Annotated in this window: 19 protein-coding genes; 15 read left to right on the top strand and 4 right to left on the bottom strand. The window is 43.8% G+C overall.

Going from position 1 to position 24,140, the window contains the following annotated elements; all coding sequences use genetic code 11:
* Window positions 1–213 precede the first annotated feature (213 nt).
* The 4 genes from NI470_RS09320 (at window position 214) to NI470_RS09305 (ending at window position 5,651) form a co-directional block, all read left to right on the top strand.
* The gene (locus NI470_RS09320) at window positions 214–1,494 is read left to right on the top strand and encodes an MFS transporter (RefSeq protein WP_253148250.1); all 1,281 of its coding nucleotides are present in this window, start codon (window positions 214–216) and stop codon (window positions 1,492–1,494) included.
* A gap of 40 nt (window positions 1,495–1,534) precedes the next feature.
* On the top strand, window positions 1,535–2,206 hold the full coding sequence (locus tag NI470_RS09315; RefSeq protein WP_004730985.1) for a 3-oxoacid CoA-transferase subunit A: 672 nt from the start codon (window positions 1,535–1,537) through the stop codon (window positions 2,204–2,206).
* Window positions 2,206–2,865, top strand: a complete 660-nt coding sequence (locus tag NI470_RS09310; protein WP_253148249.1) for a 3-oxoacid CoA-transferase subunit B — start codon at window positions 2,206–2,208, stop codon at window positions 2,863–2,865. The genes NI470_RS09315 and NI470_RS09310 overlap by 1 nt, the downstream gene beginning before the upstream one ends.
* 206 nt (window positions 2,866–3,071) lie before the next feature.
* Entirely contained in the window at window positions 3,072–5,651 is a 2,580-nt protein-coding gene (locus NI470_RS09305) for a bifunctional diguanylate cyclase/phosphodiesterase (RefSeq protein ID WP_005266388.1), read from the top strand.
* A 172-nt stretch (window positions 5,652–5,823) separates the two neighbouring features.
* Here the strand turns inward: NI470_RS09305 and NI470_RS09300 are convergent, their stop codons facing one another.
* The 3 genes from NI470_RS09300 to NI470_RS09290 all read right to left on the bottom strand — a co-directional run bounded on the left by NI470_RS09300 (window position 5,824) and on the right by NI470_RS09290 (window position 9,722).
* Window positions 5,824–7,023 (bottom strand): MFS transporter, encoded by a 1,200-nt coding sequence (locus NI470_RS09300; RefSeq protein ID WP_005266389.1) that lies wholly within the window; start codon window positions 7,021–7,023, stop codon window positions 5,824–5,826.
* Window positions 7,024–7,040: 17 nt separating this feature from the next.
* On the bottom strand, window positions 7,041–8,306 hold the full coding sequence (locus tag NI470_RS09295) for a DcaP family trimeric outer membrane transporter (protein ID WP_253148248.1): 1,266 nt from the start codon (window positions 8,304–8,306) through the stop codon (window positions 7,041–7,043).
* Window positions 8,307–8,423: 117 nt separating this feature from the next.
* Entirely contained in the window at window positions 8,424–9,722 is a 1,299-nt protein-coding gene (locus NI470_RS09290) for an MFS transporter (RefSeq protein ID WP_004280309.1), read from the bottom strand.
* 454 nt (window positions 9,723–10,176) lie between these two features.
* Here NI470_RS09290 and NI470_RS09285 point away from each other — a divergent pair, with 454 nt between their 5' ends.
* From NI470_RS09285 to NI470_RS09275, 3 genes are read left to right on the top strand one after another with little or no spacing between them, the layout of a single operon-like run.
* Window positions 10,177–10,950 (top strand): enoyl-CoA hydratase, encoded by a 774-nt coding sequence (locus NI470_RS09285; RefSeq protein WP_005096905.1) that lies wholly within the window; start codon window positions 10,177–10,179, stop codon window positions 10,948–10,950.
* A gap of 2 nt (window positions 10,951–10,952) precedes the next feature.
* The gene (locus NI470_RS09280) at window positions 10,953–12,473 is read left to right on the top strand and encodes a 3-hydroxyacyl-CoA dehydrogenase (protein ID WP_253148247.1); all 1,521 of its coding nucleotides are present in this window, start codon (window positions 10,953–10,955) and stop codon (window positions 12,471–12,473) included.
* A gap of 25 nt (window positions 12,474–12,498) precedes the next feature.
* Entirely contained in the window at window positions 12,499–13,710 is a 1,212-nt protein-coding gene (locus NI470_RS09275) for a 3-oxoadipyl-CoA thiolase (protein ID WP_253148246.1), read from the top strand.
* Between the two features lie 116 nt (window positions 13,711–13,826).
* On the opposite strand, the gene NI470_RS09270 is transcribed toward NI470_RS09275, so the two are convergent.
* Window positions 13,827–14,264, bottom strand: a complete 438-nt coding sequence (locus NI470_RS09270) for a PaaI family thioesterase (protein ID WP_103800035.1) — start codon at window positions 14,262–14,264, stop codon at window positions 13,827–13,829.
* Window positions 14,265–14,374: 110 nt separating this feature from the next.
* On the opposite strand from NI470_RS09270, the gene NI470_RS09265 reads away from it, so the two are divergent.
* The 8 genes from NI470_RS09265 (at window position 14,375) to NI470_RS09230 (ending at window position 24,118) form a co-directional block, all read left to right on the top strand.
* Window positions 14,375–15,130: a class II aldolase/adducin family protein gene (locus NI470_RS09265; protein WP_253148245.1), complete on the top strand. Its 756-nt coding sequence runs from the start codon at window positions 14,375–14,377 to the stop codon at window positions 15,128–15,130.
* On the top strand, window positions 15,127–16,050 hold the full coding sequence (locus tag NI470_RS09260) for a 2-hydroxyacid dehydrogenase (RefSeq protein ID WP_253148244.1): 924 nt from the start codon (window positions 15,127–15,129) through the stop codon (window positions 16,048–16,050). Before NI470_RS09265 ends, NI470_RS09260 begins: the two co-directional genes overlap by 4 nt.
* 37 nt (window positions 16,051–16,087) lie before the next feature.
* Window positions 16,088–16,876: an enoyl-CoA hydratase-related protein gene (locus NI470_RS09255; RefSeq protein WP_253148243.1), complete on the top strand. Its 789-nt coding sequence runs from the start codon at window positions 16,088–16,090 to the stop codon at window positions 16,874–16,876.
* Between the two features lie 11 nt (window positions 16,877–16,887).
* Window positions 16,888–17,868 (top strand): NAD(P)H-dependent flavin oxidoreductase, encoded by a 981-nt coding sequence (locus NI470_RS09250; RefSeq protein WP_253148242.1) that lies wholly within the window; start codon window positions 16,888–16,890, stop codon window positions 17,866–17,868.
* Window positions 17,869–18,078: 210 nt separating this feature from the next.
* Window positions 18,079–19,881 carry an acyl-CoA dehydrogenase C-terminal domain-containing protein gene (locus NI470_RS09245; protein WP_253148241.1) on the top strand — a complete coding sequence of 601 codons (1,803 nt, stop codon included), beginning with the start codon at window positions 18,079–18,081 and terminating at the stop codon, window positions 19,879–19,881.
* Between the two features lie 129 nt (window positions 19,882–20,010).
* Window positions 20,011–20,850 carry an alpha/beta fold hydrolase gene (locus tag NI470_RS09240; protein ID WP_148334784.1) on the top strand — a complete coding sequence of 280 codons (840 nt, stop codon included), beginning with the start codon at window positions 20,011–20,013 and terminating at the stop codon, window positions 20,848–20,850.
* Window positions 20,851–20,862: 12 nt separating this feature from the next.
* Window positions 20,863–22,359 (top strand): flavin-containing monooxygenase, encoded by a 1,497-nt coding sequence (locus tag NI470_RS09235; RefSeq protein ID WP_253148240.1) that lies wholly within the window; start codon window positions 20,863–20,865, stop codon window positions 22,357–22,359.
* Between the two features lie 76 nt (window positions 22,360–22,435).
* The gene (locus tag NI470_RS09230) at window positions 22,436–24,118 is read left to right on the top strand and encodes an AMP-binding protein (protein WP_253148239.1); all 1,683 of its coding nucleotides are present in this window, start codon (window positions 22,436–22,438) and stop codon (window positions 24,116–24,118) included.
* Window positions 24,119–24,140 lie beyond the last annotated feature (22 nt).

Below are 24,140 nucleotides of genomic sequence, written 5' to 3'. Positions count from 1 at the left end.
TTACGGGTTTAAGAATTGTGCTTAATCACATCATTCAATGTATTGCTACGTGATTTCTGCAGAGAAAATTTATCAAGAATTTTTAAAATCATCTTCATACCACCTGGTTCAAGCGTGGTAATGATCAGTAAATATTTTATATTTCACCTAAATAATTAAGTGAAATATACGTTTTAAAAAGGCACAGGAGTGCCGAAAAGTAGAAAGAGCATTATGGATACGATCAGTTCACAACAACACCCAGTGGAAGGTGGAAACGAATCCAAGCAAAGAGTCTGGATTCTGGCCTTTATCTTCTCATTTTTGGCATTACTGGTTGATGGTGCTGACATTGCATTATTAGCCTACAGTCTGACCAGTCTGAAACAAGAGTTTTCATTAAGTAATATGCAGGCCGGTGCCTTAGGAAGCTGGACACTTGCAGGCATGGCTATCGGCGGTTTTTTTGGTGGCTGGGCTTGTGACCGTTTTGGCCGGGTTCGTGTGATCGTCATTGCCATTGCATTATTTTCTTCATTAACCTTCTGGTTGGGATTCGTAGAAAGTTATGATCAGTTCAAATGGCTGCGCTTTACGTCTGCAATTGGACTAGGTGCTCTATATATTGCCTGTAATACCCTCATGGCAGAGTATGTACCCACCAAATATCGCTCTACAGTATTGGCAACACTCATGACTGGCTGGACTTTAGGCTCGGTGGTCGCAACTGTTCTGGCTGGATGGCTATTGCCTGAATTTGGCTGGCGATACCTCTATTATATTGCCATTATTCCAATTGTACTGGCCTTCGCGATGTACTTCTTGGTGCCTGAGCCGAAAGCCTGGTTAGATGCGCGTAAAGCACGCCTGGATGCAAAAGCCAGTGGTATTCTGCAGGAAAAACCAAAAAATACTTTTAAAATGATTTTTGAAGATGCACTTAGCCGTCGCATGTTTATCCTCTGGTCCTTCAGTACCGCATTTTTACAGTTTGGCTATTATGGAGTCAGCAACTGGCTACCGGCGTATTTAGAGACTGATCTGGGAATCAAGTTTAAAGAAATGACCATGTATATGATCGGGACTTTCCTGATCATGATGTGTACCAAAGTTATTGCTGGTTTTATCGCTGACCGGATTGGCCGTCGTGCGGTATTTGCTTTCGGCACTATGGGTACTGCAATTTTTATCCCTGTGATTGTCTTTGGTAATACGCCGGATAATATCCTCTGGCTGATGTTATTTTTCGGTTTTCTCTATGGTATTCCATACGGTATTAATGCGACTTACATGACAGAAAGCTTCTCCACCAAAGTGCGTGGAACAGCAGTGGGTGGGGCATATAACGTAGGCCGACTGGGTGCGGTGTTTGCACCTCTTACCATTGGCTATTTTGCTCAAGGAGGCTCAATTGGTACCGGCTTACTGATTATGGGCATTGCCTATTTTCTTTGCGGCCTGATACCCGCTTTCTTTATTAAAGACCGCTTATTTGATCCACAAAAGGCAGATTAATCTGCACTCGTAATATAGATAGAACATGCTAGGAAGCAATATGATGAATAAAATCACGCAGGATATCGAGACGGTACTTAAGCAAATTCCTGATGGTGCACACATTATGACCAGTGGTTTTGGCCTGGCAGGTCAGCCGGTAGAATTAATCGAAGCATTAATTGACTTTGGTCCTAGAGACTTAACCATTATTAACAACAATGCAGCTTCTGGAGATCGTGGTCTAACCAATCTGCTGTTGTCTGGACTGGTTAAAAAAATGATCTGTTCATTTCCACGAGCCAATAACTCAACCGTCTTTGAAGATCTGTATAAAGCCGGAAAAGTTGAGCTGGAACTGGTGCCACAAGGCAATCTGGCCTGCCGTATTCAGGCAGCCGGTGCAGGCTTAGGAGCTGTTTTTACTCCAACCGGTTTTGGTACCAAAATAGCTGAGGGTAAAGAAACCCGTAATATCAATGGAAAAGATTATGTGCTGGAATATCCGATACATGCTGATTATGCCTTGGTTTATGCCAATCAGGCAGATCAGTGGGGCAACTTGACCTACCGTAAGGCAGCACGGAATTTTGGTCCGATCATGGCCAAAGCAGCAAAAACCACCATTGCACAAGTCCATCAAGTTGTGGAACTGGGAGAACTTGATCCAGAGATCATTGTAACGCCAGGAATTTTTGTACAGCATGTGGTCAAGGTTGGAGATATTAAATAATGAATATTCAAAAACGTAGTCGTGAACAGATTGTAGCTAAAGTTGCACAAGACATTCCAACCGGCTCTTTTGTAAATTTGGGTATTGGTTTACCGACACGCGTAGCAGGTTATTTAAAACCTGAACAAGGAGTAATTCTACACTCGGAAAATGGCGTTTTAGGTTTTGCTGCATTGAGTGATCCTGAACAGGCAGATGATGATCTGATTAACGCCGGCAAAGAACTCGTAAGCATGTTGCAAGGTGGCAGTTTTATGAATTCTGCCGACTCTTTCGATATCATGCGAGGCGGGCATCTGGATATCTGTATCATGGGGGCTTTTCAGGTCGCTATTAATGGTGATCTGGCGAACTGGCATACCGGTAATGCTGATGCTGTACCTGCTGTAGGCGGTGCAATGGATCTGGCAGTGGGTGCTCGATGTGTCTATGTTTGCATGGAACATGTGACCAAAAACGGTGAAGCAAAAATTGTTGAAGAACTGAGTTATCCTCTAACAGGTAAACATTGTGTCAACCGTATTTATACCGATCTCTGTGTGATTGAATTAAAAGACAACCAGGCTCAGGTTATTGAAATAGTGGATGGCTTAAGTTTTGAAGAATTGCAACGGCAGACTGGCTGTAAATTAGTGGACAGTCGTCAACAAGCAGCCTAAAAATAAGTCCGCAATATTCTGATTGAGTAAAAGTATAGTTTTAGATCACAGCTTCGGCTGTGATTTTTAAATTTTAGAATTATTATCAAATACACGTAATATTGACCATATTTCCGCATTTTAAAGATATAAATACAAACTTTTGCTAATGATTATTTTAATAATAAGTCTAAAATGTTAACAAGCTAAGGAAGGTGATAGTCTGAATGAATAATAATTGTGATGATCAAGAAATTTTTCATATTTTTAATCTGATTGGTCGCCATACTGAACTTAAGCCTATCCTCGATGTCATTAGCCAGTGGCTTGAATCGCGCATTCCAGATGCGCTTGTCACCATTATGCTCTATCAGGATGACACCCAAACTTTAAATGTTATAAGTGGCAAACAGCACTTTTCAAAAGAGTACTGTAATGCTATTCAAGATTTGAAAATTGGGCCAAATCAAGGATCGTGTGGCGTAGCTGCTTTCTTACGTCAGTTGGTCATTAGTCCAAATCTAATGAAAGACCCAAACTGGCAGCCTTACCGTGCTTTGGTAAACGCAGAAAAATTGTCTAGCTGCTGGTCTATGCCGATTATTAATGCTTCAGATATTTTGTACGGAACGTTTGCCACTTATTATCGAACACCGAAAATACCGACTGAACATCATATTCAGCTTTTACAGCAAGCGGCAAAATTAGTTGCTCTCGCAATTGAGCTTGATCAGGAACGTCAAAAAAGACATGAGCTTAATGAAAAATACAGCTCATTTTATACCTATCATCCAGATATCATTTTTGAACTTGACCTGCAGGGACATGTGCTTAATACCAATATTGCTTGCGAAGAAATTACAGGTTTTTCTAAAGCACAAATTCATGGTCAGCACTATTGTGCCTTCATACCGCCCGAATTCCATGAACTTGCGAATGTTTCATTTTCAGAAGCGGCGCAAGGTAAATCTCAACATTATGAACTTCCAATTTATAATGTTGCAGGCGATATCTTATGGCTGGATCTGACCAATTTACCGATTATTCAAAATCAGAACGTTACCGGTATTATTGGCATTGCCCGAGATATTACTGTATCGCGTAAAAACAAGGAGTCTCTACGATTATTAAAACGTGGAGTAGAGGCCAGTCCGAATAGCCTTTTTATTACAGATGTCTCTGAAGAAAGGTTAATGGTGTATGTGAATCCAGCTTTTCTAAAGCTCACCGGTTATACAGCAGCAGAAGTATTAGGACAAAGCTGTTTTTTCTTACAGGGTCCAGATACTGATCCGGATCAGATTGCATTACTCAAGCAAGCGGTCAAAGAACAAAAAGAAATTCAGGTGACTATAAAAAGTTACTGTAAAGATGGCAGCTGGTTCTGGAATCGTTTAACTATAGGTCCTATTTTTGACCAGACAGGAATCTGCACCCATTTTTTAGGAATTCAGGAAGATATTACCCAGCAACGTATTCACGAAGAATATATTCAGCATCAGCATACTCATGATCATTTAACCGGTTTACCGAACCAGCATGCATTCAAAAAAATTCTGGAAAATATTTTTGAAGCACAGCACGAGAGCTCACAACCATTAGTCTTGCTGTATATAGATCTGGACGACTTTAAAAATATCAACGATAGCTTGGGTCATCTGGTGGGTGACCAGATTCTCAAAAGTGTGGGCGAGCGGCTGCAAAAATTTGTTCAAGGCAATAATGTGCTATGCCGCTTCGCTGAAGATGAATTCATTTTGCTGCTCTCAGGGACAGATGAGCACACTGAAGTCGAGGTGATTGCTGGAGAAATTCTTGATCTTCTTTCCATGCTGTTTATCGTCGATCAGTACAAAATACATTTAAGTGCCAGCATTGGTATTGTGGCAGATGACAGTTCGATTCATCATTCTTCTGAATTGATTTATCAGTCTGTTTTGGCGATGCAGGAAGCCAAAAGACAAGGTCGTAATATGTGGCAGTGGTATGAAAAAACCAGAATGCAGCCTGTCGCAGAAATAGACTATACCAATCTGCGTCTGGAACTCATGGAAGCGATCAATCAAGAAAATTTTGACCTGTTCTATCAGCCGCTGGTTCATCCTGAAACTGGACTGGTAACAGGTGTAGAAGCTTTAATCCGCTGGTGCCATCCGCAGCAGGGTTATATTTCCCCAGCGATTTTTATTCCACTTGCAGAAAGAACTGGGCAAATTATTAGTGTAGGTCAATGGGTATTGGAAAAGGCCTGTTTAGATATTGCCGAGTGGAACAAGACACACAATAGCCAGATCACGGTATCGGTGAATATTTCTCCTTTGCAATTCCGTAGAGCAGGCTTTTTGCAGGTGCTTGAACATGCACTTGAACTCAGTCAATTACCGCCGGAATTACTTAAAATTGAAATCACGGAAGGTGTCATCATTAATGGTGCAGATCGAACCATAGAAATTTTGAAAGCAGTGCGTGCTTTAGGTGTACAGGTCGCCATTGATGACTTTGGCACAGGTTATTCGAGTCTCAGTTATCTGCGTCGCTTGCCGATTAATCAAATCAAGTTAGACCGTAGTTTTATTGAAGAGCTGACCCTCGATGGTCAGGATGCTGCAATTGTGCAATCGATTATTCATCTAGCCCATCAGCTGGATCTGGAAGTTGTCGCGGAAGGGGTCGAAACCGTAAGTCAAGCCAGTTTACTCTATCAACAGGGTTGTGATCTGCTACAAGGCTTCTTTTATGCAAAACCTGCACCTTTAACTGAATTGAAGCCTGTTTATCTCGCAATGGAAAATAGTAAATTGAATTAACTCTAAAAGTTAAGATATCAATATTTTCAACCGCTCTTCAGATAGAAAGACAATGATAAACAGGCTTAAAGAATTTTTCTATTTTATCAGCGTATCATCTCTATAATTTATGCTCGGTACAGAAAGCGGGATAAAAAAATAAGCTTTTAACCCCAAAGGTTTTTAACAGTATCTAAGGCTCAGGCTGAATATTGGCTAAATTTCTTTCTTGGTTTAAATCATAATAGTTAATCAAAAAGATCAACACGGCAAAAATAAAACCTAAAATGACGCAGGCAGACCAGCCATAGCTTTTCCATAAATGCAGCGATAAAAATGCACCCAGACCGGCACCTGAAAAATAACAGGTCATATAGATGGCATTAATCCGCGAGCGAGCCTGCATTGAAATTCGATAGACCAGATTCTGGTTCAAGACATGCAAACAGGAAATTCCAAAATAAGCCAGAATTAAGCCCAAGATATAAATCCATAAATAATTCTGGGCAAAGAATAAAGGAATCCAGGCCAGAATCAGTCCGCATGTGGCTAGGTGCGCAATCCATTTTTCCCGATGCCTACCAATCATTTTACCGGTCCACTGAGAGGACCAGATGCCGACCACCCCCACAATACCCATGAGACCAATCTGGAAATCATTAAAATGATAAGGTGCTTCAGCCAGAATAAAAGTCATGGTAGTAAAGATAATACTCAGCATGCCAAAGCCCAAGCCGCCGATCATACTACGCCTGATCAGCATGGGTTCTGTTCGGGCAAAGGTAAATAGTGAGCGATAAATTTGCAATATATTCATCTGTAACTGGCTCTTGGCACTCGGCAACTGGAACCACATGGCCAGACTTAGCAGAAGAATTGCACAACCACTAAATAGGTATACCGCATGCCAGGACCATAAAGTAGAAATCAGTCCGGCCACGGTACGGGCAAACAGAATACCAACCAGAACACCACTCATGAGCAGGCCAACGACTTCGGCACTTTTATCACGTTGCGACAGGCTGGCGGCAAAAGGAATCAGAATCTGGGTGGTAATCGAACAAAAAGAGGCGAGCAGGGTAAAGCCATACAACATATGCAGATTGGTACTGGCTGAAAGCCCAATAAGCGCCAGTCCGGTACACAACATCAAACTACAGATATACAGCCGTTTTTCAAACAAATCACCCAGAGGGACAAACAAAAATAATCCGGTGGCATAGCCAATCTGGGTCAGTACTACAGTCCAGCCAGACTGAGCCACACTGATTTGCAGATCCTCTGCAATAGAATAAATCAAAGGCTGGTTAAAATAGTTACAACCTGCGCAGAGTGCGCAGGTCATTGCCATCATGAACATGAAACGGCGTGAAATTTGCCCTTGGGCTGACATCCTTGTCTCCTGAGGCTTTAAAAACTATAGTTAGCAGAGAAGTTGATACGTGAAATATCTGCTTCCTTATTGTCAAAGGTTTCACGTTTGCTATGATGATATTCTGCACCCAGATTAATCTTTGGAACAGGAGAATAGATCACGTTGGCCACATAGTCGGTTAAGCGCTTATTGGTTTCAGGATTCGCGCGTGCATAGTCGCTGGAATCATCAAAATCAACAACGCTGGCATTAATACTACTCCGTAGTTTTGGCGTAAATTTATGCGTGAAGCCAATATTTATACTATTGAACTCATTGAGCAAAAGTTCATTATTGATTGGATCGACTGAATAATCGCCACCCCAGGCAGCACCATCGGTTGTTGAACCTTGAGTCAAGAAAGCTGCAATACGCTGATCACCGACCATATGGAAATAGTTACCTTGAATCGAGTTTTGATCATCTAAACGGTAACGTCCACCAACGCCCACACCCCAGCCAACTTTCTCGATATCGCCTGTCGCAATCTGTGCCTGCTTTTGATTGACAAAGCCTTGAGCTAATAAATGAAGAGGGCCTGATTGATGAACATATTTAGTGGTTAAAGCAGGTAAGGCAGAAGAACGATCGCCACCGGCCATATATTCCAGACCGACATTCCAGGTATTTTCCGGATCAAGTTTGAAAGCATAGCTCACCTGAGGTGTACGTAAGACTGATCCACCCAGGAACAAGCTGTAGTCGACAGCTTCAGTGCTAATCTCTGGTGTTGACATCAATGACCAGGCCTGACCAAACGTCCAGTTATAGTATTTTAAGTGTGCATGACGGATACGTAATCCACCATCGCCTTTACCATTGTTGGTCCAGAAGTCGGCTTCTAAACGAGCAGAAACATTCGGATTGCCTCCTAGATCTTTGGCCAGGAAACCAATCCGGCTGGCAGCCGCAGTAAAATCGGAACGTACAGAATCCGGTTCAGTAAAAGGTACTTTATTAATCTGGTTAATGGTACGGCCACGGGCTTCAGTAGTACTTTTGAAATCGACTGCACCATCAAAGCGGATCAAGCCATAAACATCGACATTATCTACCATTGAACTCAGCGTTTTAGAGTCTTGCGCTTTGGCTTGTTCCTGCTGGTTCTTTAATGCAAGTTGCGCGGCTTTTTGTTGTTCTAGTTCTGCCTGGATTTGCTTTAACTGTGACTCAAGAAATTGCATACGGTCTTCAGAAGCTTCTGCTGAAAATGCCTGTGCTGAAGCAATACCACATAATGTCGCTAAAACTAATTTTTTCATTTCTTAATCCCTAAAGAAATTTTTAATCCTGAATGAAAGGAGACCTTTCTATACTGACGTGTTGTAAATATTTGAAGTGAGGAAGGCAGCGATTTGACCTGCCTTCCGAAGTAGGGTTTATTCTGCTTTTTGCGGATCGTATAAACGGTCTTTAATAAACAGGGCAGGAATCAAACCGCATAGGAAATATGCTGCACCCATTACCAACAGACCTGTACCGATCGAACCATGCATCGCCAGATAACCAATCGTAATTGGCGCAAAGATTGCACCGATACGACCAATATTGAATGCACCGCCCACCGCTGTACCACGAACACCAGTCGGGAAACTTTCGGTTAGATAGGTTGCATTGATGGCATATGGAATACCGTACAGGAAGCCGAAGATTAGCATCAGTACGCCAATGTTATCGGCATTATGCATATACACCACGACAGGGATAAATAGCGCTGTTCCCATGGTGCCGAAAGCAAACACAATACGGCGACCAATTTTATCAGCAACATAACCTGCAATGATTTTGGCAAAAATCATGGTGATGAATGTACCCACCATATACAGTGCCATTTCTTTAAACTTAATGCCTAATTCAGCTTCAAGATAACTTGGCAACCAGTTACTTACACCGAAGTAACCAAATAACAGGAAACCGGAGCTGAAAGACCACAAGATGAACATCTTGCCATGAGTTTTATCTTTAAGAATGGTGATGTATGGATTACCTTTTTTGGTATCGTTATCCACAATCTGACCAGTTCTTTTCATTTCACGGACACGTTTCCATGATTCTGGCTCTGGCACCATAAAGTGCATCAGGATACCCAAAGCTAATGGAGCAATTGTGATCCAGTACAGCATACGCCAGCCGAACTCAGGAATAATCCAGCCTGAAATCATGGTAATCACCAATGAACCTAAAGTGAAACCAGTCATCAATGTTGCCAGTACAGTAGTACGGTATTTGGTCGGTACGTATTCTGACATCAGAGTATTACAGGCAATATATAAACAGCCTAAACCCAAGCAAGAAAGAGTACGTAAAATTGCAAATTCAGTATAAGACTGAGCAAAACCTGAGTAGGCTGACAAGATCGAGAAGGCGATGGTGGCCAGTACAATGACGCGGACACGTCCAAATTTGTCGCATGCCCATCCACCAATAAAGCCTCCGATCCCCATACCTAAAAGAGAATAACTTCCCAAGGCACCCGCCTGTACAGAAGTCAGGCCCCATTCAGCTTTCAGACTGGTCAGACTAAAAGCCAGAATCCCGATATCTGCACCGTCACAGAGCAAAATCAGAAAAGCAAAGATAAAAGCCGTCATCCAAAGACGTTTTGGTGCCTGTTTAATGGTATCCGTGGAGGAGACATCGGTTTTATTGTCTCCTGTTACGATGGTATCGCTTGTCATTCTTATATCCTCTATATATTCAAAGTAGCATTTCCTCTGCTACCGCTAAATCCATTTTTCTTCCTCACGGAAACATAGTTTTCCTGATTTAACAGACTCGCTCTGCACACAACAGCCGCTGCATTTATTATCAGGCTACATTCGATTTTTCATGCTTTACGCTAAATCAAAATCATCTCATTGCTGGAAAATTTGATTTCGTAAATTAACTTTAAGTTCAGCCTTATGGCGATTATTCATTTAAATGAATAATCAGATTGCGTTTAAAATACTTAATTCCGTATTGCGAAATCAATTAATCATAAAATAACCAGATGAACAAGAGTTTTTACTCTATTTTTAGTAAAAAATAACTTTTTTGCATTCTGGAGTTAAAAATCCTTGATTTATAGCTTGAGAAACCTTAGTTTTATATAAAATAAAATTTCGCTATACAAAATAAATGGAGATTTTAATGGAACAGGTAGTTCAAGTAGAACAAGTTTCAGCACATGTAGCGATGGTTAAAATTCATCGACCAGAAGCGAAAAATGCCCTGAATACAGAAGTTCGCCAGAAACTTGCGGCGGCTTTTTTGCAACTGAATGATGATGAAAATGTCCGTGCCATTATTCTTACGGGTGGTGAAACAGATTTCGCAGCAGGAGCCGATCTTAAAGAACTGGCCAATGCAGAAACCATTCAAATGATGCAGCGTCGTACTGAGCGTTATTGGCAAGCCATTGCACAGTGTTCAAAGCCGGTGATTGCAGCAGTAAACGGTTATGCATTGGGCGGCGGTTGTGAACTGGCGATGCATGCAGACATTATCATTGCCGGAAAAAGTGCCCAGTTCGGTCAGCCTGAAGTCAAAGTAGGGGTAATGCCGGGTGCTGGTGGTACACAGCGTTTATTCCGTGCAGTTGGCAAATTTCATGCCATGCGCATGATCATGACCGGTTGTCTGGTGCCTGCACCGGAAGCCTATCAAATTGGTCTGGTGTCCCAGGTGACTGAAGACAGCGAAACCCTTGCAACAGCAATCAAGATGGCTGAAGGTCTGGCAAAAATGCCGCCAATTGCTTTGGAGCAAATCAAGGAAGTGGCTTTATTGGCTGAAGATGTGCCGCTTAATGCCGGACTTACCCTGGAACGTAAGTCTTTCCAGATGCTGTTCTCATCCGAAGATCAAAAAGAAGGCATGCAGGCCTTTATTGAAAAACGTAAACCGAATTATCAGGGACGATAAGCATGAGTATTCAGATTCAGAAAATCGGCATTATTGGCGTGGGTACGATGGGTGCAGGTATTGCCCAGATCGCGATTCAGTCTGGTCATGATGTGGTGCTGTTTGATGCCAAAGAAGGAGCAGCCGAGCAAGCACAGGACAAACTGGCCAAAACATTAAATACCTTGGCAGATAAAGGTAAATTCAGTCATGAAAAAGCCGCTGAAGATATTGCTCATCTGTCGACTGCGCAGCAGCTAGAAGACTTGAAAGATTGTGACTTGATTGTTGAAGCGATTATTGAAAATCTGGAAATCAAGCAAAAACTGATGCAGCAACTGGAAGGAATGATAAAACCAGAAGCGATTCTGGCATCCAATACCTCTTCATTGTCGATCAGTGCAATCGCTGCCAACTGTGAGCAGCCAGAACGTGTTGCCGGTTATCACTTCTTTAATCCGGTACCACTCATGAAAGTGGTCGAAGTGATTGAAGGCTTTAATACCCGTGCTGACATTATTGAAGCATTAACCCAGCTCTCGATTAAAATGGGGCATCGTCCGGTCAAAGCAAAAGATACTCCAGGGTTTATTATTAACCATGCCGGCCGTGCCTTTGGTAGCGAAGCCTATGCAATTCTGAATGAAAATGTCACACCATTTTATGATATTGACAGGATCTACCGTGACGGAATCGGTTTCAAAATGGGGCCGTTTGAATTAGGTGATCTGACCGGTATGGATGTCTCGCACCCGGTGAGTGAATCGATTTATCATCAGTATTATGAAGAAGCACGTTACCGTCCAAGCGTGATTACCCGTCAGCGTTTTATTGCCAAGCAGTTAGGTCGTAAAACCGGTAAAGGTTTCTATGATTACACTTCGGGTAGCAAAGAAGGTGATGTTGCTCCAGCATTGGTTGAAAAGTTAAGTCAATATCCATCAGTCTGGCTAGGCACCGAATATGACGAAGACCGTCAGGCACTTGAGCAATATCTGCAGCAGTTCAATATCCAGATTGAGCAAACTGAGACACCTTCAGCAGAGGCTTTAATCCTGATTGCCACTTATGGTGAAGATGCAACTTCAGCCGCTGTCCGTTATCAGCTGGCACCTCAGCAAGTGGTGTGTATCGATCTGCTATATGGTCTGAACAAACACCGTACCTTGATGCCAACTTTTATCACCCAACCTGAGCTGGTAAAAGCAGCCCAATCGATTTTCAATCTGGATGGTGTGACCGCCAGCGTAATTCAGGAAAGCGTAGGCTTTGTGGCTCAACGTGCTTTGGCAATGATTGTGAATCTCGGCTGTGATATTGCCCAGCAAGGCGTTGCAACGGTAGAAGATATCAATATCGCAGTAAAATTAGGCCTTGGCTATCCATATGGGCCAATTGAATGGGGGGATGTGCTGGGAGCTGAAAAAATCCTGAAAATTCTGGATCGCATGACTGCGATTACCCGTGACCAGCGTTACCGTCCAAGTCCTTGGTTGCGTCGCCGTGTTCAGCTTGGTCTACCACTTGTTCATACAACACATTAATTAAAAAGTTAAAGGAATAACACTCATGTTAAATGCATATATTTATGATGGTTTACGTTCACCAATCGGTCGTCATGCAGGAAGTCTGGCAAGCGTACGTCCAGATGATCTGGCAGCGACCGTAATTAAAAACCTGCTGGAAAAAACCGGTATTCCGGCAGCAGATGTAGAAGATGTAATCTTTGGGAGTACCAATCAGGCCGGTGAAGACAGCCGTAATGTGGCACGTTTTGCAGCATTGTTAGCGGGTATGCCGGTAACAGTTCCGGGGCAGACGGTAAACCGCTTATGTGCATCAGGTCTCGGTGCTGTGATTGATTCGGCACGTGCCATCACTGCAGGCGAAGGCGAGTTGTACATTGCTGGTGGCGTAGAAAGTATGACCCGCGCGCCTTTTGTGATGGGCAAAGCAGAAAGTGCTTATTCACGTGATGCCAAAATTTATGACACCACGATTGGTACCCGTTTCCCGAACCGTAAATTTACGGATCAGTTTGGCGCGCACAGTATGCCTGAAACAGGTGATAACGTGGCTGAAGAATTCGGTATTAGCCGTGAACAGGCTGATACCTTTGCCGCTGCATCACAGGCAAAATATCAGGTAGCGAAAGAAGCAGGTTTCTTTGAAGGTGAAATTACCCCGATTGAAGTTTCTCAAGGACGCAAATTGCCGCCTAAACAAATTACTCAGGATGAGCATCCACGTGCATCTTCAACATTTGAAGCTTTATCCAAGTTAAAACCGCTATTTGAAGGTGGTGTAGTAACAGCGGGTAATGCATCAGGAATCAATGACGGTGCTGCAGCACTGATTATCGGCAGTGAAAAAGTTCAGGAACAGTATGGCTTAAAACCTTTGGCTCGTATCCTGTCTTCTGCAGCCGCTGGCATTGAGCCACGCATCATGGGTGCAGGCCCAATTGAAGCGATTAAAAAGGCAGTACAACGTGCTGGTTTGACGCTAGACGATATGGATATCATCGAGATTAATGAAGCCTTTGCCAGTCAGGTATTATCTTGCCTGAAAGGTCTGGATGTCGCTTTGGATGATCCGCGTGTCAATCCAAATGGTGGTGCGATTGCCATTGGTCATCCACTGGGCTGTTCGGGTGCGCGTTTGGCTTTAACCGTTGCACGTCAGTTACAGCGTACCGGTAAAAAATATGCCGTGATTAGTCTGTGTATCGGTCTGGGTCAAGGCTTGGCGATGGTGATTGAAAACCCTGAAGCTGCATAACAGTTTAGTCATAGTCTTAATGCCATGTATCTATGATATGCATGGCATTATTGGGATTCTTCTTTCAAAATAAAAATCCCTGCACATGCAGGGATTGATTACATCACTGTAATGATTTACTTACGGGCAGTGACTAATAAAGTCGCTGAACCAAAAGCATAAACTTTACCTTCTTTATCGATAATTCGGCCTTCTGAGGTCAGTACATTACGCCCGATCCGGATGACTTCACCAATAGCTGTATAGGTTTCGCCGCTTTTCATCGCTTTCAGCATTTTTACATTCAGGTCAATGGTCGAGAAACTGACACCTGCATCTACTGTCGTATGCACGGCAGCGCCAGTGGCACTATCTAGAACCGTTGCACAAAAGCCGCCATGAATACCACCCTGTAAATTATAATGGCGCTGATCAGGACGCACCTCATATTCCACATAGTTTTCGCGCACCAAGATCAGACGCATGGGAATAATTTCACTCATGGCTGAACTGGAAATTTCCCCATTCTTAATTGCGGTTAGATATTCGAGTCCGTTTAATTGTGATGTGGGCATATCAACTCCTTGTAATGATTTATTTCGCTTTATGAAATAATATTCTGTTTTTCTAAAATTATGATATAACAGATAGTGATCGAAATGCTATATTTTTCCAGGATGGAACGATGACAATAAAAAATCTCGTCACAGATGCTGAATGGCAGGCACGTTGTGAACTCGCAGCGCTTTATCGCATTATTGCGCATTACCGGATGACTGATTTAATTGATACCCATATCAGTTTAAGAGTCCCTGATCAGCCTGACTGTTTTCTGATTAATCAGTATGGTGTCGCTTTTGAAAAAATGTGTGCCTCAACGCTGGTCAAGATTAATCATGAAGGGCAGGTCGTAGAAAGCTATGAACAGGATAAGCCGGTGAATATGGCAGGCTTTGTCATCCATGCCGCGATTCATGAAGCACATGCTCATCTGAACTGCGTCATTCATACACATACCGCAGATGGGATAGCCGTTTCTGCCCAGAAACATAGACTTTTGCCAATTTCCCAGCATGCGCTGAAATTTTATCAGCAGGTGGCCTATCACGAATATGAAGGCGTGGCACTCTCAACAGATGAGCAGGAGCGCCTGATTCAGGACCTAGGCGGCCATCGCGCCATGATTTTACGCAATCACGGACTTTTAACGGCTGGCGAAACGATCGCTCGGGCCTTTCATGAAATCTATTTTCTGGAGCGTGCCTGTCAGGCACAGGTGAAGGCCTTAAGTGGCGGTGCTGAATTGCATTATCCAGCAGAAGAAGTCCGAATTAAAACTGCCAAACAGTTCGCCAGTCCGTTGGTAGAACCGATTTTACAGCGTGCCTGGCAGGCTGCGTTATCCCTGATTGAGCATCAATATACGGAGTATGCATCATGATTGTGATATCCAGTACTGTGCCGAACATTGAAGCCATTCTGGTCAAGTCTTTTCAGAAATATGCCCCTGAGAGCAGTTTTTGTACAGTGGACAGCCCGGAAGCAGAGCAGGCGACCACGGCCGCATGCTGGTTTCCAGATCTGGAGAAATTGCAGCAGCTCCCAAAACTTGGCCTGATTCATTCGATTGCGGCAGGAGTCGAGCATTTAAACTTGAATGAGATAAGACCTGATCAAGCCGTGTGCCGGGTACTCGATCCGCATCATCAAAAAGGCATGTTTGATTACCTGCTTTGGGGTGTGCTGTATTTTCAGCGTTATTTTGACCGCATGATCCAGCAGCAAAAGCAGCAGTTATGGAAACAGTATCGTCAGAGTTATAGCCAGCATATCCAGATCGGGATTATGGGTCTTGGGCATATGGGGTCTTATGTAGCGGAACGTCTTGCCGACATGGGCTATCAGGTCTCGGGCTGGGCCAATTCCCCAAAAGATATTGATCAGGTCAAAAGTTATGTAGGTACAGAACAACTTTCTGAGTTCCTGGCCCAAAGCCAGATTCTGATTAATCTGCTACCACTCACTGAAGAAAATACTGGCATTCTTTCTGCTGAATTATTTCAGCAACTGCCTGAACAAGCGGCTTTAATTCATGTCGGGAGAGGCCAGCATTTAATTGAACAGGATCTACTCAATGCACTGGATTCCGGCCAGTTACGTGGTGCAATTATCGACGTATTTGAACAGGAGCCATTAGCTGCTGAACATCCATTCTGGCAGCATGAAAAGATCGTAGTTACGCCACATGTCGCCTCACATGCACCCATGTCTGTGGTAGTGGAACAGATTCTGGAAAATGACCGACGCTTAAATCTCGGGCTGGATTTGTGCCATCAGGTAGATGTCAATAAAGGCTATTAATTGTAGGGATACAGGCAAAAAAATAAGGAAATTGATGATGTGGGAAACGATTCAAACTCAGGTTCAGCAAGGCGTCGCAACCTTAAGCTTTAACCGTCCGGATTCACTCAACAGTTTTAACCGGCAAATGCATGAGGAAGTGCAGCAGGTACTGAAAAACTGGAATACAGATCCGGATATTCGGGTGATTGTGATTCGCGGCAGAGGCCGGGCGTTTTCAGCGGGACAGGATTTAAAAGAACGTGCTGGACAGCTCGGCAATGTGCCTTTGCCACCGCAAGGCTCGCTGGCCAAATACTATAATCCCTTGATTAACCTGATCCGCCAGAGTCCCAAACCGGTAATCGCAGCAGTGAATGGTGTGGCTGCTGGTGCAGGTGCCAATATCGCGCTGGCCTGTGATCTGGTCATTGCCAAGGAAAGTGCCCGATTTATTCAGGCCTTTTCTAAAATTGGCTTGATTCCTGATGCCGGTGGCACCTGGATGTTGCCACGTTTAATCGGTTATGCACGTGCCATGGCACTTACTTTTCTGGGGGAACCGGTGCATGCCAAAGAGGCCGCTGAAATGGGCATGATCTGGAAAATGCTTCCAGATACAGAATTTGATGCTTATATCGACGACATTGCACACCGATTATCTCAACAGCCGACTTATGCGCTGGCTTTAACCAAACAGGCCTTGCAACGCAGTGCTGAAAATAACATAGACCAGCAACTGGAGCTGGAACAAAACCTGCAATATCTGGCTCTGAGCAGTCAGGACTATAAAGAAGGTGTCCAGACTTTTGTCGAAAAACGCCCTGCACAATTTACCGGATGCTAAGGAGAGCATTTATGAAAATTCAGACCCGTATTACCGAGCTTTTAGGCATTCGCTATCCAATTATCCAGGGTGGCATGATGTGGGTCGGTACCGCAGAAATGGCCAGTGCCGTATCTAATGCAGGTGGTTTGGGAACGCTGACGGCATTGACACAACCCACACCTGAAGCGCTGACCAAGGAAATTGCACGCTGCCGTGAAATGACAGATCAGCCTTTTGCTGTGAATCTGACTTTATTGCCCGCTGTAAACCCACCGCCGTATGCCGAATATCGACAGGCCATTATTGAAAGTGGCATCAAGATTGTAGAAACGGCAGGCAACAAGCCGCATGAACATATTGAGGCCTTTAAACAGCATGGCATCATTGTGATTCATAAATGTACCTCGGTACGTCATGCACTTTCAGCACAAAGAATCGGCGCGGATGTGATCTCGATTGACGGTTTTGAATGTGCTGGTCATCCGGGTGAAGACGATATTCCCGGACTGATTCTGATTCCAGCAGCCGCTGATCAACTCACTGTACCGATTGTAGCCAGTGGCGGTTTTGCTGATGGTCGTGGTCTGGTCGCAGCTTTGGCTTTGGGTGCCGAAGGCATCAATATGGGTACACGCTTTTGTGCCACTCAGGAAGCCCCGATCCATCCAAACATCAAACAGTTCTATGTCGATAATGATGAAAGGGCGACACATCTGCTGTATCGACAGTTCAGGAATACTGCCCGTGTTGCCAAAAATGCGGTATCTGATCTTGTGGTGAAAATGAGTGAAGATCCAAACCTGCAATTTGAACAGATTCGTCCCTATGTCAGCGGTTTAAAAGGCAAGCTCGCTTTAGAAAATGGCGATATTGATGCTGGTGTACTGACTGCAGGTCAAGTGATGGGATTGATTCATGACATTCCGACTTGTCAGGCGCTGATCGAAAATATCATGCAGGAGGCAGAGCAGATTGTTCAGCAACGTTTAGCTCAATTTTTTCCACGTTAATCAACTTTAGTGAAGTCGCTGAATAGAAAAGCCATTCCACCATGAATGGCTTTTTTCATCCTGTATATTTTTTATTTTTAAATGGGAAATTTCATCGAATGACTAGATTTTATTCTTTAAATTATATTATAGTGGATTTAAAACATAATTTCGTATTATGAAATTAATTGTCATAAATATACAAATTAGAACTCATACAAGGGAATTACGATGAGAAATTATATTGCGCCATTAAAAGACATGAAGTTTGTCCTGAAAGACCTGTTAAACGTTGAACAGAAATATCAGGGCTATGCAAAATTCGCAGACAAGGTTTCTATGGATATTATGGAGCAATATCTGGAAGTCGCTGCGGACTTTTGCCAAAACGAACTTCTACCGATTAATGCGACAGGCGACCAGCAGGGTTGCCGTTTGCAGGATGGCGTCGTAACCACCCCGGATGGGTTTAAAGCAGCTTATGACAAATATGTAGAACTCGGCTTTACCTCATTAACCGGTGATGAACAATATGGCGGTCAGGGCTTCCCAACTTTATACCGGATTGCTATTTCTGAAATTATTACTGCAACCAACTGGTCTTGGGGCATGTACCCAGGCCTGTCCCATGGTGCCATGCGTACTTTAGAGCACCACGGTAGCGATGAACAGAAACAAAAATTCCTGGTACCTTTAATTGCAGGTCGCTGGACGGGAACCATGTGCTTGACTGAATCTCATGCCGGTTCTGACCTAGGTTTAATCCGTACCAAAGCAGTGCCAAATGAAGACGGCAGCTATAGCATCAGTGGCGAGAAAATCTTTATCTCAGCCGGTGAACATGACTTGGCTGAAAATATCGTGCATATCGTACTGGCACGTTTGCCAGATGCACCTGCGGGAACCAAAGGTATTTCGCTGTTTATTGTGCCGAAATACAATCTGGATGAAGCTGGTAATGTGGCTTCCCGTAATGGCGTGGTATGTAGCGCTCTTGAACACAAGATGGGCATTCACGGTAACGCAACCTGTGTGCTGAATTTTGATAATGCCAAAGGTTTCCTGATTGGGCCTGAAAATCGCGGCCTGAATTGCATGTTTACCTTTATGAACTCGGCACGTATCGGTACAGCCATTCAAGGCTTGGCAGCAGCAGAATCTTCTTATCAGGGTGCATTGGCTTATGCCAAAGACCGTCTGGCGATGCGTTCACTTGAAGGTGCGAAAGCGCCAGACCAGCCTGCAGATCCGATTATCGTGCATCCGGCTGTACGTAACATGCTGCTGACTCAAAAGGTGTTTGCAGAAGGTTCACGTGCACTTGCATATTATCTGGCGACCTATGCCGATATCGCTGAAGCCACTGACAGCCCGGAAGAAAAGAAAGCAGCTGAAGACCGTCTGGCATTATTAACGCCAATTGCCAAAGCATTAATGACTGAAACCGGCATAGAAGCAGCTAAACATGGTATGCAGATTTTCGGTGGTCACGGTTATATTGCTGAACATGGCATGGAACAGATTGCCCGTGATGCACGTATTGCCAGCCTCTATGAAGGAACTACTGAAATTCAGTCCATTGACTTGCTGGCGCGTAAAGTGCTGGGCTCAAAATTGGGTTTGCTGACCGCATTAACCGATGAAATTCAGGGCTTTGTAAAAGAGCATCAGCAACATGTCCAGTTCAGCCAGCAAGTTGCACAAGTCAGCCAGTTGACTGAACAATGGCTGAAATTAACCAGAACCATTCAGGAGCAGGCTCAACAGTCTGCCAATGAAATTGGGGCAGCATCAGTTGACTACCTATATTTCTCTGGTTATGTCGTGTCCGCTTATTTGTGGCTGAAAATGGCAATTACTGCGCAGCAGAAAATTGAAGAAGGCAATACTGATCCGTTCTATGCAGCCAAGATCAAAACTGCACAATTCTTCTTTGCGCGTATTTTGCCAAGAACTTCAACCCACTTTGCCAATATTCAGGCGGGCGGTGAAAGCCTGTTTTTACTTGAACCTGAAGAGTTCAAATTCGATTAAACCTTTTGACCCACGATACTCGTGTCGTGGGTCTTTTTTTAATAATTTTTGCATTCTCACTCCATTCAAATATTGAGATTTATTCTCGGGTATTGAATAAACCATAAAACAACAAGATCAGGAGTCTATATGGATTTAGACATGATTACTCGACAGTTTCCTTATGCTGATCTACAGCTTACTTTTCATGAAGTCGGACACCGTTCTGCATTTCCGACTATTATTTTGATTCATGGCACCGGTGGAAATACCGACAAGCATTTCAGCTATATTTTTCCGATGCTGGGTATTCATCAGCGGGTTTTATCGATTGATTTGCATACCCCGGATAAAGCTGATTTGAAGGTGACTGATTTTAGCCAACAGGTTGAAGCGCTGATTCAGCATGCGGTTGCAGCAGATGAAACCATTACAGTGGTAGGCTATTCACTCGGTGCCGTGATTGCTGCACAAGTAGCAGCCAGTTTAAAACAACGTGTAGCGCGTTTGATCCTGTTGGCCGGTTGGGCAAAAACCAGTTCAGTCCAACAACTGCGTACCACGATCTGGCAACAGTTATTTAGTGATCAATCTGCGGCCTTGCCGCATTTTGTCAATTATTGCCTGTATAGCGATGATTATCTGTCTGCACGTAGCGAACAGCAGGTGTTGGATCTGGCACGCTTTGTTAAACCTTCCCAAGATGCAGCCAAACAGCGTGAACTGAATTATCGCATTGATATTACATCGATCTTGCCTGAGATTCGTGCAGAGACGTTGATTGTGGCTTGCCGTGAAGACCGCATGGTGCCTGTAGCGCAAGCTAAACTGCTGTTTGCTTCAATTGCGAACAGTCGCTATATCGAAATTTCTTCAGGACATGCGCTCTATATCGAAGCGTCAGCCGAAGTGGTGCAACTCGTAAACCAGTTTAGCCAGCATCCAGAACAATATCCGGTGAATCAAAAAATCCAGCCTTATATGCCTTAAAGGAGATAAATAATGCAAGCTCAAGGACAGCGCAGCAAGATTCTAATTGTAGGCAGTGGTTTTGGTGGATTAGGCATGGCAATCCGCCTTAAACAGCAGGGCATCCACGATTTCAAAATCATTGAACGGGCAGCAGAAGTGGGCGGAACCTGGCGTGACAATACCTATCCCGGGGTCGCCTGTGATGTACCTTCCCATTTATATTCTTTCTCGTTTATTCAAAATCCGGACTGGTCTCGGGTCTTTCCGCAAGGAGCAGAAATCCAGCGTTATTTAATTCAATGCTGCGATCAGGAAAATATCCGGCCCCATATCGATTTTTATACCCAACTGGAAAAGGCCAGCTGGAATGCTAAAGAACGCATATGGGAAATTCAAACCGCTACAGGTCTGTATCAGGCTGAGATTTTAATTACCGCAACCGGGCATCTGGCCGATGAGCATCTCCCGCTAATTCCGGGGCTGGAAGAATTCGAAGGCCAAGTGATGCATTCAGCACGCTGGAATCACGAAGTGAATCTGGAAAATCAGCGCGTGGTTGTAGTAGGTTCTGGTGCTTCTGCCATCCAGCTTGTACCGGAAATTGCCAAAACAGCAAAAAACCTGACCGTCTTGCAACGTAGTGCACCATATATTTTGCCCCGACCAGACCGACCTTATTCTGAGTCAGAAAAACAGCTTTTCCGCAAAGATCCGGACAGTATGTCAGCACTCAGACACTCGTTGTTCTGGGGCAATGAATACAATTTTGCCCAGCGCCGTAATCTGAAAAGTCAGATTGAGCGGGTCAAGAAAAACTGCCTGCAATTCTTGAAACATCAGATTTCAGATCCTGAATTACAGCACAAACTCACGCCGAATTATGAACCTGGTTGTAAGCGCTTATTACTTTCTAATGATTATTATCCAACCTTTTTAAAACCGCATGTCACACTTGAAGACTCAGCATTGGCAGAAGTTACGAAAGACGGTGTATTAAGTCAGGCTGGAAATAGATTTTTTTCAGATATCATCGTATTTGCCACCGGATTTGAAGCAGCGCGTCCACCCTATGCCGCAAAGGTGGTAGGTAAACAGGGTTTAAGCCTGGAGCAGCAATGGTCCAGCGGTATGCAGGGTTATCAGTCAACGACCGTACACAACTTTCCAAACCTGTTCATTCTGAATGGGCCAAATACAGGCAGTGGGCATAATTCAGCGCTTTATTTTCTGGAAACCCAGTTTGATCTGGTGCTGGATGCCTTGCAGTTTTTTGAGCAGGAACAGATTCAGGTCTTTGAAGCAGATCAAGAGGCTGAAAATAGCTATATGCAGGATCTACAGCAGCTTTCGCAAGGTAGTGTCTGGTTATCGGAAAGCTGTAAAAGCTGGTATCTGGACCCGGTCAGTCGCCAGCTGACTTTGGTCTGGCCGGATTATGCTCATTCATTTAGGGATAAAAATCAGCATTTTATTCGTAGCGGTTATCACTATCAGTATGTTGAATCGAGACAGCAGAAAGTGGTGTAAAAATATTTAATTAAAATCAAAATCTTATGGTTTAAATAATACAAAATAATTGTAAATCCAGGACAGGAGTATAGTCATGAGCAGTCAGCCATGGATGGAAGAATATAAAAAGTGGAATATCAATCCGGAGTTTACCCGGCCAGATCCTGAGAAAACCCTGAGCACGATAATTGCTGAGAATTTGGTAAAATTTCAGGATAAAACCGCATTTATCTATCTAGATCGCAAATTCAGCTATCACGATATCGATGTGTATAGCCAGAAACTGGCTAGCTATTTACAGAGTCTTGGGCTGACTGCTGGCAGCCGTATTGCGGTGATGTTACCGAATATTATTCAATATCCAATCGCTACCTTTGCCATTATTCGGGCCGGTTATGTGCTGGTCAATGTCAACCCCATGTACACCCAGCGCGAGCTCTATCATCAGCTACAGGATTCAGGTGCAGAAGCCTTGATTATCCTTGGACAGACTTTGGAGCAATTAACAGCATTAGAGGAATGTCCTCAACTCAAATATGTTATTTCGACGCATTCGCCGGATTTTATTCAAGAGCAGCAAAGTGCTATTTATAGTCAGACAACACAATATCCGCATAAACAGTTCTTTGACTTTAGGCAGGCAATAAATCAGGTAGAAATTATTGATTTCAAAACACCTGTACAGCATCAGGAAGATACGGTCATTCTGCAATACACGGGAGGTACCACAGGTGTTTCTAAAGGTGCAGAACTGAGCCATCGCAATATTTTATTTAATATCGCCCAGAACAGTACCGTATTTATCAGCCATTTTGGTGACCGCTATGCCACTGAAAATGAATATGTATTCTGTGCCTTGCCGCTGTATCACATTTATGGATTTACCATCTGCCTGTTCAGTTATGGTTTAAGCCGTGGTTTCGCCAATGTTCTGATTCCAAATCCGAGAGATCTGGATGCTTTGGCGGATCAATACCAGAAACATCCACCCACTGTTTTCCCTGGGGTGAATACCATGTTTAATGCCTTGGCGCATCATTCACGTTTCCGTGAGCTGGATCATTCACGCCTGAAAACCACAACCGGCGGAGGAGCATCTATTCTGAAAAATACGGCAGAGTTATGGCATGAGGTTACAGGCTGCCAGATTTATGAAGGCTACGGACTTTCTGAAACCTCACCAACTGCAACTTTTAACCCTCCTTTAAGCCGGCGATTTAGTGGCACGATTGGCTTTCCATTGGCAGGGACTGAAATTCTGATTCTGAATGATGAAGGAAAACCTGTAGAACTTAATCAGGCTGGAGAAATCGCCATACGTGGTCCACAGGTGATGAAAGGATACTGGCAGCAACCGGAAGCAACAGCACAGGTATTTACCAAAGATGGATTCTTCCTGACAGGTGATATCGGTTGTATGGACGAACAGGGCTATATCACCATTCTGGACCGCAAAAAAGACATGATTCTGGTCTCCGGATTTAATGTTTATCCCAATGAGCTGGAAGGCGTGCTGTCCAAACATCCTAAAATACTGGAATGTGCAGTGATTGGTATTGATGATGAAAAGTCTGGACAGGTACCCAAGGCATTTATTGTGAAACAGGATGAAACTCTGACCCAAGATGAAGTCATGACTTATCTGAAGCAGCAACTGACCAGTTATAAATTGCCCAAATACATTGAGTTTGTGGCTGGATTACCAAAGTCTGCAGTAGGAAAAATTCTGCGTCGCGAGCTGCCTCGTACTGTTCAGCCGAGCGCCAAAGCCTGTTAAGGAATGATCTAGTCCATTAGAT

Origin of the sequence: Acinetobacter lwoffii, assembly GCF_024129115.1 — a bacterium.
Classification (GTDB): Bacteria; Pseudomonadota; Gammaproteobacteria; order Pseudomonadales; family Moraxellaceae; genus Acinetobacter; species Acinetobacter lwoffii_T.
Note: the sequence above shows the minus strand (reverse complement) of the source record. Positions and strands in the feature narration are given on the sequence as shown.

What these genes read in the sequence shown, in the direction of transcription:
- NI470_RS09320 (WP_253148250.1), top strand. Translation starts at nt 214, where the DNA reads ATGGATACGATCAGTTCACAACAACACCCAGTGGAAGGTGGAAACGAA.
- NI470_RS09315 (WP_004730985.1), top strand. Translation starts at nt 1,535, where the DNA reads ATGATGAATAAAATCACGCAGGATATCGAGACGGTACTTAAGCAAATT.
- NI470_RS09310 (WP_253148249.1), top strand. Translation starts at nt 2,206, where the DNA reads ATGAATATTCAAAAACGTAGTCGTGAACAGATTGTAGCTAAAGTTGCA.
- NI470_RS09305 (WP_005266388.1), top strand. Translation starts at nt 3,072, where the DNA reads ATGAATAATAATTGTGATGATCAAGAAATTTTTCATATTTTTAATCTG.
- NI470_RS09300 (WP_005266389.1), bottom strand. Translation starts at nt 7,023, where the DNA reads ATGTCAGCCCAAGGGCAAATTTCACGCCGTTTCATGTTCATGATGGCA.
- NI470_RS09295 (WP_253148248.1), bottom strand. Translation starts at nt 8,306, where the DNA reads ATGAAAAAATTAGTTTTAGCGACATTATGTGGTATTGCTTCAGCACAG.
- NI470_RS09290 (WP_004280309.1), bottom strand. Translation starts at nt 9,722, where the DNA reads ATGACAAGCGATACCATCGTAACAGGAGACAATAAAACCGATGTCTCC.
- NI470_RS09285 (WP_005096905.1), top strand. Translation starts at nt 10,177, where the DNA reads ATGGAACAGGTAGTTCAAGTAGAACAAGTTTCAGCACATGTAGCGATG.
- NI470_RS09280 (WP_253148247.1), top strand. Translation starts at nt 10,953, where the DNA reads ATGAGTATTCAGATTCAGAAAATCGGCATTATTGGCGTGGGTACGATG.
- NI470_RS09275 (WP_253148246.1), top strand. Translation starts at nt 12,499, where the DNA reads ATGTTAAATGCATATATTTATGATGGTTTACGTTCACCAATCGGTCGT.
- NI470_RS09270 (WP_103800035.1), bottom strand. Translation starts at nt 14,264, where the DNA reads ATGCCCACATCACAATTAAACGGACTCGAATATCTAACCGCAATTAAG.
- NI470_RS09265 (WP_253148245.1), top strand. Translation starts at nt 14,375, where the DNA reads ATGACAATAAAAAATCTCGTCACAGATGCTGAATGGCAGGCACGTTGT.
- NI470_RS09260 (WP_253148244.1), top strand. Translation starts at nt 15,127, where the DNA reads ATGATTGTGATATCCAGTACTGTGCCGAACATTGAAGCCATTCTGGTC.
- NI470_RS09255 (WP_253148243.1), top strand. Translation starts at nt 16,088, where the DNA reads ATGTGGGAAACGATTCAAACTCAGGTTCAGCAAGGCGTCGCAACCTTA.
- NI470_RS09250 (WP_253148242.1), top strand. Translation starts at nt 16,888, where the DNA reads ATGAAAATTCAGACCCGTATTACCGAGCTTTTAGGCATTCGCTATCCA.
- NI470_RS09245 (WP_253148241.1), top strand. Translation starts at nt 18,079, where the DNA reads ATGAGAAATTATATTGCGCCATTAAAAGACATGAAGTTTGTCCTGAAA.
- NI470_RS09240 (WP_148334784.1), top strand. Translation starts at nt 20,011, where the DNA reads ATGGATTTAGACATGATTACTCGACAGTTTCCTTATGCTGATCTACAG.
- NI470_RS09235 (WP_253148240.1), top strand. Translation starts at nt 20,863, where the DNA reads ATGCAAGCTCAAGGACAGCGCAGCAAGATTCTAATTGTAGGCAGTGGT.
- NI470_RS09230 (WP_253148239.1), top strand. Translation starts at nt 22,436, where the DNA reads ATGAGCAGTCAGCCATGGATGGAAGAATATAAAAAGTGGAATATCAAT.